This window comes from Campylobacter sp. CFSAN093224, assembly GCF_012897395.1.
In the GTDB taxonomy this organism is placed as follows: Bacteria; Campylobacterota; Campylobacteria; order Campylobacterales; family Campylobacteraceae; genus Campylobacter_D; species Campylobacter_D jejuni.
The window spans coordinates 191,615-204,633 of record NZ_CP040607.1; the positions used below are offsets into that span (position 1 = coordinate 191,615).

Annotated in this window: 11 protein-coding genes and 1 pseudogene; 5 read left to right on the forward strand and 7 right to left on the reverse strand. The window is 30.5% G+C overall.

All coding sequences use genetic code 11. The features are described 5' to 3' along the window. The 7 genes and pseudogenes from purF to FBF11_RS01000 all read right to left on the reverse strand — a co-directional run bounded on the left by purF (nt 1) and on the right by FBF11_RS01000 (nt 5,909). The gene (gene purF, locus FBF11_RS00970; RefSeq protein ID WP_002851896.1) at nt 1–1,338 is read right to left on the reverse strand and encodes an amidophosphoribosyltransferase; all 1,338 of its coding nucleotides are present in this window, start codon (nt 1,336–1,338) and stop codon (nt 1–3) included. Between the two features lies 1 nt (nt 1,339). After that, on the reverse strand, nt 1,340–2,068 hold the full coding sequence (gene dapB / locus FBF11_RS00975; RefSeq protein ID WP_057096846.1) for a 4-hydroxy-tetrahydrodipicolinate reductase: 729 nt from the start codon (nt 2,066–2,068) through the stop codon (nt 1,340–1,342). A gap of 62 nt (nt 2,069–2,130) precedes the next feature. Continuing rightward, entirely contained in the window at nt 2,131–3,312 is a 1,182-nt protein-coding gene (locus tag FBF11_RS00980; protein WP_002868214.1) for an AAA family ATPase, read from the reverse strand. Continuing rightward, a complete protein-coding gene (locus tag FBF11_RS00985; RefSeq protein WP_002851609.1) occupies nt 3,312–4,433 on the reverse strand; it encodes a hypothetical protein in 1,122 nt (373 codons plus the stop codon). Before FBF11_RS00985 ends, FBF11_RS00980 begins: the two co-directional genes overlap by 1 nt. Before the next feature lie 134 nt (nt 4,434–4,567). Continuing rightward, nucleotides 4,568–4,915 carry a hypothetical protein gene (locus FBF11_RS00990; RefSeq protein ID WP_002851849.1) on the reverse strand — a complete coding sequence of 116 codons (348 nt, stop codon included), beginning with the start codon at nt 4,913–4,915 and terminating at the stop codon, nt 4,568–4,570. Between the two features lie 63 nt (nt 4,916–4,978). Then, nucleotides 4,979–5,584 carry a YiiX/YebB-like N1pC/P60 family cysteine hydrolase gene (locus FBF11_RS00995; protein WP_079744468.1) on the reverse strand — a complete coding sequence of 202 codons (606 nt, stop codon included), beginning with the start codon at nt 5,582–5,584 and terminating at the stop codon, nt 4,979–4,981. Continuing rightward, nucleotides 5,568–5,909: pseudogene (locus tag FBF11_RS01000) on the reverse strand (DUF4878 domain-containing protein). Before FBF11_RS01000 ends, FBF11_RS00995 begins: the two are co-directional and overlap by 17 nt. A 247-nt stretch (nt 5,910–6,156) precedes the next feature. On the opposite strand from FBF11_RS01000, the gene FBF11_RS01005 reads away from it, so the two are divergent. The 5 genes from FBF11_RS01005 to infC all read left to right on the forward strand — a co-directional run bounded on the left by FBF11_RS01005 (nt 6,157) and on the right by infC (nt 13,015). After that, the gene (locus tag FBF11_RS01005) at nt 6,157–7,503 is read left to right on the forward strand and encodes an SLC13 family permease (RefSeq protein ID WP_002854418.1); all 1,347 of its coding nucleotides are present in this window, start codon (nt 6,157–6,159) and stop codon (nt 7,501–7,503) included. Between the two features lie 183 nt (nt 7,504–7,686). Then, nucleotides 7,687–9,684, forward strand: a complete 1,998-nt coding sequence (locus FBF11_RS01010; RefSeq protein ID WP_079263604.1) for an oligopeptide transporter, OPT family — start codon at nt 7,687–7,689, stop codon at nt 9,682–9,684. Nucleotides 9,685–9,757: 73 nt separating this feature from the next. After that, nucleotides 9,758–10,561 carry an undecaprenyl-diphosphate phosphatase gene (locus FBF11_RS01015; RefSeq protein WP_002869496.1) on the forward strand — a complete coding sequence of 268 codons (804 nt, stop codon included), beginning with the start codon at nt 9,758–9,760 and terminating at the stop codon, nt 10,559–10,561. Nucleotides 10,562–10,691: 130 nt separating this feature from the next. Next, on the forward strand, nt 10,692–12,500 hold the full coding sequence (gene thrS / locus FBF11_RS01020) for a threonine--tRNA ligase (RefSeq protein ID WP_168977445.1): 1,809 nt from the start codon (nt 10,692–10,694) through the stop codon (nt 12,498–12,500). After that, entirely contained in the window at nt 12,497–13,015 is a 519-nt protein-coding gene (infC, locus tag FBF11_RS01025; protein WP_002851726.1) for a translation initiation factor IF-3, read from the forward strand. Before thrS ends, infC begins: the two co-directional genes overlap by 4 nt. Nucleotides 13,016–13,019: the final 4 nt, after the last annotated feature.

The window sequence follows — 13,019 nt, forward strand, 5'->3', positions numbered from 1 at the left end:
TTATTTAATAAAATAATCTCCATCAAAACTGATTAAAGAATATTTCCTTTCATCGCCTATGCTTTGAGTTAGCTCTTCTATGCTTAAAAAACTTAGCGTATCAGCTTCTACATATTCACGCACTTCTTCAGCATTTTTATTTGCACTGATAAGTTCTTCAAAAGTTGGAGTATCTATGCCATAAGTATCAGGAAATTTGATCTCAGGACAAGCTATGGCAAGATGGATTTTGCTCGCTCCTGCAGCACGAAGCAAAGAAATTATTTTTTTAGAAGTAGTGCCACGCACCAAGCTATCATCAATGACTACGATTTCTTTGCCTTCTAAAACTTTACGCATAGGATTAAGTTTTAATTTTACTTTTAAATTTCTAAGCTCTTGAGTTGGTTCTATAAAAGTTCTTCCTACATAATGATTTCTTACTATTGCCATTTCAAGAGGGATTTGTAAATATTGCGCAAAACCTATAGCTGCACTTACTCCACTATCTGGCACAGGCACGACAAAGTCTGCTTTATAAGCAAATTTTTTAGCTAAAGCTTCGCCCATTTTTTTACGCACTTCATACACGCTTTTGCCTTCTACTATACTATCAGGTCTAGCAAAATAAATGTATTCAAAAGCGCAAATTCTAGGAGTTTGAGAAAAAAGTTCTATGCTTTCAAATTTATCATTTCCCTGAGTAAAAATAAGCATTTCCCCTGGTTTAACATCACGAATAAATTCAGCCTCTATAAGATCAAAAGCACAAGTTTCACTAGCAACTATATAGCCTCCATCTTTTAAACGCCCTAAAGACAAAGGACGCACCCCATGAGGATCTCTTACAACATAAAGTTTATCTTTGCTTGCTAAAACAAAACAATAAGCTCCTATACATTCTTTTAAACTCTCAATAAATCTATCTTTTAGACTTTCTTGCTTACTTCTTGCGATAAGATGGACAACATTTTCTGTATCCATATTGGTTTGAAAAATAGCCCCATCTTGAATAAGTCTTGATCTTACCTCTTCTTTATTGACTAAATTTCCATTATGCGCTAAAGCAATATCACCTAAAACCGAAGTAGCTGCTATGGGCTGAGCGTCATTTAAACTTGAATTTCCTGCTGTAGAATAGCGATTATGCCCTATAGCGATTTCACCTTCTAAAGTTTTTAGATTATCAGGATTAAAAATTTGACTCACTTCACCTTTAGCTTTAATAGTCTTAATATTTTTACCATTACTCACACTAATGCCACTTGCTTCTTGCCCACGGTGTTGCATAGCAAAAAGCGCATAATACGCATAAGTGCTAGCATTTTTTGAATTGATAACTCCTACAACTGCACACATTTTAAATTCCTAAAAAATCATTGATTGAATACATTTTTGCTTCTTGCTTGCTAAGCCAAATAGCGATTTTAATCGCACCTTTAGCAAAAGTCGCCCTTGAAGTAGCGGTATGATTAAGTTCTAAAAACTCACCATCTTCGTAAAAACCTACCGTATGGTGTCCTACTATATCGCCACCCCTTAAACTCATCACGGCAATCTCATCTTTACTTCTTTCACCTATAATGCCATCTCTTCCACTTACTCTTACTTTTTCAAGTTCTAAATTTCTAGCTTTTGCTACACTTTGAGCTAAAGTCATAGCTGTACCACTTGGGGCATCTTTTTTATGGCGATGATGCATTTCTAAAATTTCTATATCAAAATTTCTTAGCATTTGACTGGCTTTACTAGCAAGATAGTTTAAAACCGCAACACCTAAAGACATATTGGTCGCATAAAAAATCGGCATCACTTCACTAGCACTTTGCATCAAATGTAAAATTTTCTCATCAAGCCCTGTTGTACCTATTACCAAAGGTTTAGGCATAGTTCTTGCATAATTTAAAAGCTCATGAGTTCCACTTGGGGAAGAAAAATCAATAATCACATCGCTTTTTTCAAAAAGCTCTCCTAAATTTCCACCCTTATCATAAAGTATCGAAATTCGTGCTTGTGTTTCGCTTTTTAAACATTCTTCAATCTGTTTTCCCATTCGTCCTTTAGCGCCATAAATTCCTATTTTAATCATCTTTTTCCTTGAAAATAAAATATTGATTTTAGCATTTATTTTGTAAATTTTAAATAATAAAATTAAGCTTTATGGTTTTTTAATTTATATAAATTATCTAACAATTTTGCTTCTTCTCCTAAGCCCTTGCTATGATAAAATTTTAAATTTTTACTAAGATATTTTTGCTCTACCCAGCCACCAAAATCATGTGGATAAAGATAGTTTTGTTTTTCTTGATGATTGTTGTTAAGATAATTAGGTATTTCTAAAGCTTCATTATTTTTTACATAGTTTAAAGCTTCATTGATAGCTTTGTAGCTTGCATTGGATTTGATTGTGCTTGCTAAATAAACTACGCATTGGGCTAGGATAATTCTTGCTTCAGGATAACCTATATTTTTAACAGCATCTAGAGTCGAAACTGCTAAATTTAAAGCATTTGGATCGGCATTTCCGACATCTTCACTTGAAAAAATCACCAAACGCCTAGCGATAAAATCCGCACTTTCTCCTGCATCAATAAGTCTTGCAAGATAATAAATAGCTGCATCAACGTCACTTCCGCGTAAACTTTTTATCATTGCACTTGCTAAAATATAATGTGTATCTTTTGAGCTAACACCTTCACTATTTATGGTGTTGCGAAGTTTTTTAAGATTTTCAAGACTGATATGTTTTTCATCTAAAACCAAGACAAATTCAAGCAAATTTAGCATAGCTCTTGCATCAGCACTTTTAAGTAGAAAATCTTTAGCTTCTTTATCAATACTAAATTTCATTTTTTCCTGTACGCGTAAGAGTAAAGTTTCAAGTTCCTTTGCCCCTAAAGATTTAAATTCAAAAAGCATGGAACGACTTCTTATACCAGAACTTAAAACAAAATAGGGATTTTCAGTGCTTGCACCAATTAAAATTAAACGGTAATTTTCCATAGGAATTAAAAGCATTTCTTGTTGGGTTTTGCTAAGGCGGTGAATTTCATCAATAAAAATTAAAGGCTTATAAAGACTATTTTTATAATTATCTAAAATTTTTCTTAGTTCTTCGAGTTTAAAATTTCCTCCATCAAATTCATAAAAATCTAAGCCAAATTCTTTTGCTACAACTCTAGCAAAAGTTGTTTTTCCAGAACCTGCTGTTCCAAAAAAAATACTATGAGGAAGTTTTTGTAAAGCAGTAAATTTTTTGAAAATTTCTATAAGCTCATATTGTCCTAAAATATCATCAAAATTTTCAGGGCGAAAGGTCAAAGCTAGGCTCATTAATTTAAATCCATATTTGAAAATTCACTACCATTAATTTTTAGTTGAGGATTGGCCAAGCTATCATAAGATAAATTTAGAAAAAAGTTATTATTTTCTTTTAAAAAATATTGATTTAAACCTCCATAATCCTTTGTCCAAGGAAAAATTTCATCAGGCTCGTCTGAACTGATAACTTGTAATTTTGCTTGATAAGAGTTGTTAATATTTAAATTGCCTTGTAAACTGATATTTTGTTTATTTTTTTCAAGGATTAAATTTTGTATTTTTAGATCAAGATTTTTTTGAATAAAATGAGAGATATTGAAATTTGAATTAAAAAATTTGTTTATGGTTATATTAAATTTTGTTTTGTCAAAATTCAAATTCTGACCCAATAAAGATTTAAGATCAATTTCATTGGATTTTCCTTGTATGTTTAAGTTTACTGCTGAATTTTCTTCATTAAAATTTACTTGGTTTTTGCTGTAAAAAGAATTGATTTTATTGTTATCTAGCACAAGATAATCAAAGTTGATCTCTTGTTGGCTATCGCTAAATAAATTTAACTCATAAAATTGTACAGGATTGTTAAAAAATTGTTCGTAATTTAAATTTTGTAATACAAATTTAGTATAAAATTGAGAAAAATTAATCATATCAAAATGTATTTTCATGTTTTTAATTTCTAAATTTTTATTCATTAAAACTTCAATATATCCGCCGTTTATGATGGTATCTCCGCCTTCATTGCTTAAATTTATATCTTTAATATTTAGAAATATTTTAGAGTTATTATCGTGTAATTTGAGAGTAAAAGTTCCTAATTTATTGTTTTTTAACACTTCATCTAAAAAATCAAAAGGATTTGTAAAATTTCCTTTTATAATTTTATTTAAGAAAAAATAATTATTAAATTTAAGGTTGATTTTGGTTGAAAGCTGTGTATGAGAGTGATTTAAAGTAAAACTTCCTTTAGAGGTTAAAAAACCTTTTTTGAAGTAAATATCTGTAATTGTATAATCAGGATTGCTATTTTTAATAAATTTATTAAATAAAAGTTCGTTAGTGTATCCTATATAAAATATATGAATAATAAAACCTAATATAAAACAAAAAACAATAAAAATCCATTTTTTCATTATTTGCCTTAGATGAAAATATAAGTGTTATTTTATAAATTGCTTGTTAAAAAAGAGTTTAAATTTTTATTTAAGAGTAATGAAGTAGTTTGCCGAAGAATGATTTTTATAAATCCCTTGTTAAGGGATTTATATTAATAAGCTTTTTTATAACATTGAATTTCAATTTTTCTAGCTACTGGAATAGCCTGAGTATTTGGTGTAGCAGGTGTTCCATAAGAAATTTTACTTTCTAAAAAATTTCCAACCTGTAAATCTTTAAAAGTTCCATCTTTATCTGTTCCAAAAATACCACAATCATCCATTTCTATTTCGGTATTTGGTAGAACTTTTATAGCCATTTGTCCGCCATAAATAGAGTCAATAAGCAAGGTTTTGTTGTTATCATAAATTTGTGCAATAGTACCTTCAAGTTTTAGACTATCTGCAAAAAGCATTGAGCTAGCTAAAAGTGCTGATGCGAATAAAATACTTTTTTTCATAATTATTTCTCCTTAATGTAAAGTGATGACATTATAAAATTTTTAAGTGAAGTGAATGTGAAATTAAAAATTTTGACTTTCATAAATTAATACGCTTTGATTATTTTCAAAAAAAGTTTGTGGAAAAAGATATAAACCTTCATTAAAAGGAGCTTTGATTAGAGTATATTGAAGATGAAATGGGGTAATGGAGTTAATAGATTGTTCTAAAAAAGTAGTGCAGTAAAAAGCATCTTTATCTGTACTTATGATAAATTTTCTGCCTAAATGTTCCAAAGCTTTAGCAACTATTTTTTGTTTGGTTTTTTCATCAAATTTTAATCTTTTAATAGCAATTTTATGACTCAGTTTTAAAAAATCATCCATAGAGCTTAAGATAACTTGGTTTTTAGCATTTTTGTCATCATCTGTTGTAGCATGTATGAGTATAGTTGGAGAAGTTTTAACTACCATAGCGATATGAGAATAAGGGCTTTGACTTAAATTTTCTATTAAAAAACTTTCACTTCCTATTCCTGCACGAAAGACAAGATCACCTATTTCAAGAAAAGGTAGATAGGGTTTTTTGATGATTTGATTTGAAGGATTGAAATTTATAAAGAAACCCAAAATTCCAATCAATAAAAATAAAATTAAGAAAAAATATAAAATTTTATTTAAGTAAAACAAGCCATTTTCTATCTTTTTTAGCAAGAAAAACATTGCTGCTTTGATTATTATCATTGTTAAATAACACTAAAACTCTGATTTTAGCAGAATCTTTATTGATTGTTTTTTCTTCAATTTGAATATCTTTAACACCACCCATTCTTTTTGCTTTGGCTGCATTTTCAGTAACAACTTGAGTGATTTTATCACTAACAAATGTTTTTTCTTCATCGCTTTTAGCTTCGCTAAGATCAATGTAACTCATAACAGATTTAGTATCACCACTGTAAAGATCTTTTGTAAAATTTTTAGCTAAATCTTCAGGATTTGAAGAACCTCAAGCCACTAAAAAAAGGCAACTAAAGCCAAGAAAGAAAGTTTAAAAAATTTCATTTTTTTCTTTTGATAGTATAAATTAAAATATTCATAATTATAGCAAAATAATTCAAAATTATTTTTTTATTCTTGTTTATATATAATGGTTACATTAGAAAATATATTTTTTTTAAAAAGCTATAAATTTAAACACATATAAGTTGGAGTTAAAATATCCTATTTTATTATCGAATAAAAATGATACAAAAGGATAGGATATGGAAATTTTTTTAGCTTTATTGGGTTTTTTCTCGTTAGGATTGATAGTTTGGCTTTTGCTAAAAGATTATACTACTCCAGCATTAGCTTTTATAAGTGTAAGTATTAGTGTAGCTTGTATTTTACTTATTCTTGAACGGCTTGGTTTTGGCGTGGGTGTAGCTTTAGGGGTTAAAGGAGGTGTTTTTGATATTAAAACATTGGTTGTTTTTATTAAAGATGGAGTCAAAAGCGTAACGGATACGGCAGCTTTGTTTGTTTTTTCTATACTCTTTTTTAGTGTTTTAAATGCAAGTGGTTTTTTTACTAAAATTTTAAATGCATTTTTATCAAAAATGAAAGCTAATATATATCAAGTTTGCATTCTTACTGTTTTTATTGCTGCTGCTGTACATTTAGATGGTTCGGGTGCTTCTACTTTTCTTATTGTAATACCTGCATTATTACCTATTTATGAGCGTTTAAGTATAAGAAAGACTTCAATGTTATTGATTATTACTTCAGCTATGGGGGTTATGAATGTTATTCCTTGGGGTGGTCCTACTTTAAGAGCGGCTACTAATATAGGAATGGATGCAAATTTGCTTTGGCACCATATTATACCTATTCAGATTGTAGGTTTAGTATTATCCCTTCTTTTGGCAATTTGGATTGCTAAGATAGAAATAAAAAGAGGCGCAGGCGCAGGTAACTTGTCGGGAATAAAATTAAATATAGAAAAAAGCGAGCACCATAATGAAAAATGGTTTTGGTTAAATTTACTTGTAACTATTGGGGTTATTGGGCTTTTAATTAGTGGTATTATTCCTAGTTATATTTGCTTTATGATAGGGCTTGTAATAATTTTACCGCTTAATTATCCTAATTTAAAAATAGCTAAAAAAGTTTTAGATCGTGCAAGTGCTGGTGCAATGCTTATGTATATTACTTTAATTGGTGCTGGGATATTAATAGGCGTATTTGATAAAAGTGGTATTATGGAGAAAATGGGTGTTTTGATTTTAAATTTCGTTCCAGATTATTTAGGTACTTATATTCCTTTAATGGTAGGGATATTGGCTGTTCCAATGGCAATTATTTTTTGTACGGATTCTTATTTTTATGGAGTGATGCCTATAGTTTTGAGTGTAACTAAGGCTTTTGGTGCTGAACCTTTGACTATAGCTATTATCATGGTGATAGCAAGAAATTGTGCGACATTTATTTCTCCTGTTGTGCCTGCAACTTTGCTAGGTTGTGGTTTAGCAGAGGTTAATATTAGAGATCATATCAAAAGAAGCTTTTTTTATATATGGGGTATAAGTATTATTTGCTTGATTTTTGCTGAGGTAGCTGGGATAATATAATTAAAATAAAAGAACTTTTGATTTTTCAATGATTAGCTCATTGTTTTATGATATTTTTGAGTCAAAAATTTATAAAAATATAAGCGTTTTTTTGTATTATTTTATTTTGCTTTAGAGAAAAATTATAAATTTAAACTTATAAGAATATTTTTTAAGTTGAAAGTAAAATTTTAAAACGGAGAAATGATGTACAAAAAACAAAATTTACCAGAACTTACCTTAAGGGGTTTGGTTTTGGGAAGTATTTTAACTATTATTTTTACAGCTTCAAATGTATATTTAGGGTTAAAAGTGGGACTTACTTTTTCATCATCAATTCCAGCTGTGGTCATCTCCATGGCGGTTTTGAGTCTTTTTAAGACTTCAAATATTTTAGAAAATAATATGGTTCAAACTCAAGCTTCAGCAGCAGGAACTTTATCATCAGTTATTTTTGTTATCCCAGGGCTTTTTATGTGTGGGTATTGGAGTGAATTTCCACTTTGGCAAACTTTTATGATATGTCTTTGTGGTGGCGGACTTGGAGTGCTTTTTACTATACCATTAAGAAGGACTATGGTGGTTGAAAGCAAGCTTGCTTATCCTGAAGGTAGAGCTGCAGCTGAAATTTTAAAAGTAGCCAATAAAGATCAGAGTAGTAAAAAAGGAAAACAAGGCATTAAAGAAATAGCATTAGGCTCTTTTATAGCTGCTATTTTTAGTTTGTTAAGCAATGGTTTTAAACTCGCTGCAAGTGAGAGTAATTTTGCTTTTATTTGGAATAAAATGGCTTTTGGTTTTTCTATGGGATATTCTTTGGCACTTTTAGGGGCAGGTTATTTAGTTGGTTTAGCAGGTGCTATAGCTCTTTTTGTAGGTATGTTTTTAGCTTGGGGTATTTTTACTCCCTATCTTTCAAATTTTGAATTCGATAGTGCAAAAAATGCCGTAGATTTAGCTTCTAGTGTATGGAGTTCTAAAGTAAGGCTTATAGGAACAGGAGCTATTGCTATAGCAGCGCTTTGGACTTTAATAGAACTTTTAAAACCCGTTATTGAAGGTATTAAAGAAATTGTTAAAAATGTTAAAATTACTAATCAAGAAAAAAATGAAAGAACAAATATAGACCTTTCTTTAAAAAGTATTTTTATACTTTTTGTTTTAATGGTTGTGGGTTTATTTATTACTTTTTATAGTTTTGTTGAAGATGCTAACTTAAGTATTTATTATCAAATGCTATTTTCATTTGTTGGAACTTTAGTTTCTGTTTTAATAGGTTTTTTTGTTGCAGCAGCTTGCGGATATATGGCAGGACTTGTAGGATCTTCTTCTAGTCCTATTTCTGGAATCGGACTTATTGGTGTTATTATTTCTTCTATTGTTTTTTTGGTTTTAGGTGTGGAACTTTTTCAAGATCCTATGCTTTCTAAATTTGCAGTAGCATTAGCTATTTTTACTACTAGTGTTATTTTAGCTACAGCTGCTATTTCGAATGATAATTTACAAGATTTAAAGACAGGACATTTAGTCGGAGCTACTCCTTGGAAACAACAAGTTGCTTTACTTGTAGGCTGTGTTTTTGGTGCTTTGGCTATAGTTCCTGTTTTAAATTTGCTTTATCAAGCCTATGGTTTTGTCGGAGCAATGCCAAGAGAAGGTATGGATGCTTCATCAGCTTTAGCAGCACCGCAAGCAAATTTAATGAGCACTATCGCCCAAGGAATTTTTCATCACAATATAGAGTGGGGTTATATGGCTTTTGGTGTATTTGTAGGAATTTTAATGATTATTATAGATAAAATTTTAAAAGGAACACAGAAAATGTCTTTGCCGCCTTTAGCCGTTGGAATAGGTATTTACCTTCCCCCTGCTGTAAATATACCTTTAGTTATAGGTGGAATTTTAAAATATATTGTAATGCAACACTTGACTAAAAAATATGCAAAAAATTCTCATAAAGAAGAAAAACTTGCAAGTTGTGAGCAAAGAGGCACGCTTTTTGCTTCAGGACTTATAGTGGGTGAAAGTATTTTTGGGGTAATTATCGCAGGAATTACTGTATTTTCAGTAAGTATGGGTGGTAGTGAAAATCCTTTAGCTTTAAATTTAGCAAATTTTCATGATAGCGAGCTTTTCGCACTTATCTTTTTTGTGGGAGTTGTATTATATTTCATTAAGCGTATTGTTAAAAAAGATGCTTAATTTTTGGGGTTAAAACCCCATTTAATCCATTCTGATATAATTTTTCTTTTGCAATTATCATTCAAGGATTAAAATGGAAAGTTTATATGCTTTAATACTTGGAATTATAGAAGGTCTGACTGAGTTTTTACCTATTTCTTCAACAGGACATATGATTTTAGGTACGACTATTTTAGGTATCGATATAGATGAGTTTTGGAAAAGCTTTTTGATTATCATCCAGCTTGGTTCTATTTTGGCGGTCATTTTTGTATTTTGGCGTAAATTGTTTCAAGGGCTTGATATTTGGTTAAAACTTGCAGTTGGATTTTTTCCTACCGGAGTTATAGGGCTTTTTGTGGCAAAATACTTAAATGCTTTATTTAATGGTTGGGTTGTGGTTGGAATGCTCATTTTTGGCGGTGTTGTGTTTATTCTTATAGAACTTGCACATAAAAATAAACAATATCGTATCAATTCTTTAGAAGAAATAAGTTTTAAACAAGCTTTTTGCATAGGTATTTTTCAATCTTTAGCCATGATTCCTGGTACTTCAAGAAGTGGAGCAAGTATTATTGGTGGACTTTTGCTAGGATTTAATAGAAAAGTTGCGGCTGAGTTTAGTTTTTTGCTTGCCATTCCAACGATGATTATCGCTACAGCTTATAGCATTTATAAAGAGCCTGAGCTTCTTAGCAATGCAAATTCTTTAATTCCTTTAGGCATAGGTTTTATCACTGCTTTTATTGTTGCAGTTTTAGTTATAAAATTTTTCTTAAAATTTATTTCTAAATTCGACTTTATCCCTTTTGGAATTTATCGTATTATTTTAGGATTTGTTTTCTTTTATTTGTATTATAGTGGGATTTTAAATGCTGGAAGTGAATTTAAGCTATAAATAAATATTAAATTTATTCTAAGATTTTTTTAAAAATAAGCTGAATTTCAAAAATAATTAAGTCTTAGAAAGTTAAAATTAGAACTTTATAAACACTCACAGGGTAAGTGAGCGACAAAGGGTTAAAAATATGGAAAAAGAAGTTATTGCGTATTTGGACAATGAGACAATAATTGACTCTCAAAGTGTGAAAAATACAAATTTAAAAGAAATTTATTTTGATAATTCTAAAGAAAGTTTAGAAGTAATCCGTCATTCTTGTGCGCATTTAATGGCACAGGCGATTAAGAGTTTATATCCTGAGGCTAAATTTTTCGTTGGTCCTGTTATAGAAGATGGATTTTATTATGATTTTCGTGTGGAAAGTAAGATTGGCGAAGAAGATTTAGTAAAAATTGAAAAAAAGATGAAAGAACTTGCTGAAGCAAAGATTGAAATTTTAAAATATGAAATCACAAAAAGCGAAGCTTTGGCTAAATTTCAAAATGATGATTTAAAACAAGAAGTTTTATTGCGTATTCCTGATGGAGCTGTAAGTATTTATAAACAAGGTGAATTTGAAGATTTGTGTCGTGGTCCTCATGTGCCAAATACGAAATTTTTACGCTTTTTTAAACTCACTCGTGTTGCAGGAGCGTATTTGGGTGGCGATGAAAAAAGAGAAATGCTTACTCGAATTTATGGTACCGCTTTTGCAGATAAGGAAAGTTTAAAAGAGTATTTAACCATTATTGAAGAAGCTAAAAAACGCGATCATAGAAAGCTTGGAACAGAGCTTAAGCTTTTTACTTTTGATGATGAGATCGGAGGAGGTCTTCCTATTTGGTTGAGTAACGGTGCAAGACTTAGATCTAAACTTGAACATATGCTTTATAAGATCCATCGTTTACGTGGTTATGAGCCTGTGCGTGGGCCTGAACTTTTAAAAGCAGATGCATGGAAAATCAGTGGGCATTATGCAAACTATAAAGAAAATATGTATTTTACACAAATTGATGAACAAGAATATGGCATTAAGCCTATGAACTGTGTGGGACATATTAAAATTTATCAAAGTGATGTAAGAAGTTATCGTGATTTGCCTTTGAAATTTTTTGAATACGGCGTGGTACATCGTCATGAAAAAAGTGGCGTTTTGCATGGACTTTTTAGAGTGAGAGAATTCACTCAAGATGATGCACATATTTTTTGTATGCCAAGTCAGATTAAAGAGCAGGTTTTAGAAATTTTAGCTTTTGTGGATAATTTGATGAAATTATTTGATTTTAGCTATGAAATGGAAATTTCAACTAAACCTGAAAAAGCCATAGGTGATGATGAAATTTGGGAAGTGGCGACTAAGGCTTTAAAAGAAGCTTTAGATGAACAAGGTTTAAAATACGGCATCGATGAAGGTGGCGGGGCTTTTTATGGGCCAAAGATTGATATTAAAATCACTGATGCTTTAAAAAGAAAGTGGCAATGTGGAACTATACAAGTAGATTTTAACCTGCCAAGTCGTTTTAAACTTGAATACACTGATAGTGATAATGAAAAAAAACAACCTGTAATGTTGCATCGTGCGATTTTAGGTTCTTTTGAAAGATTTATAGGAATTTTAACCGAGCATTGTGCGGGTGAGTTTCCATTTTTTATCGCACCAACTGCGGTGGGTATAGTGCCAATAGGCGAAGCACATATTGCTTACGCAAAAGAAATTCAAAAAGAATTATTAGAGCTTAATATCGATAGCGAGGTGTATGAAAAAAATGAGAGCTTAAGTAAAAAAATTCGTATCGCTGAAAAGCAAAAATTACCTATGATTTTAGTTTTAGGCGATGATGAGGTGGCAAAGCGTAGCGTTGCTTTAAGAGATAGAAGAGCTAAAGAACAAAAAAATCTTAGCTTGGACGAATTTATTAAATTAGTTAAGGAGAAAATGAGTGAGGTACACTTTTGAGTAAAGAAAAAGAAGTATTGCTCAATGAAGAAATAAGAGCGGATGAAATCAGATGTGTTGGCGATGATGGCAAAGTTTATGGTATTATCAGTAGTGATGAAGCTTTAGAAATTGCAAATCGTTTAGGACTTGATCTTGTAATGATAGCTGCAGATGCTAAGCCACCTGTTTGCAAGATCATGGACTATGGTAAATTCCGTTATCAACAAGAGAAAAAACAAAAAGAAGCAAAGAAAAAACAAAAAGTGATTGATATAAAAGAAATCAAACTTTCTGTAAAAATTGCTCAAAATGATATTAATTACAAGGTAAAACATGCTTTAGAATTTTTAGAACAAGGTAAGCATGTGAGATTTCGTGTGTTCTTAAAAGGACGTGAAATGGCAACTCCTGAAGCAGGTGTAGCTTTGCTTGAAAAAATTTGGACTATGATAGAAAATGAAGCTAATCGTGACAAAGAGCCAAATTTTGAAGGTCGTTATGTAAATATGCTTGTAACTCCAAAAAAAGCTTAATCCA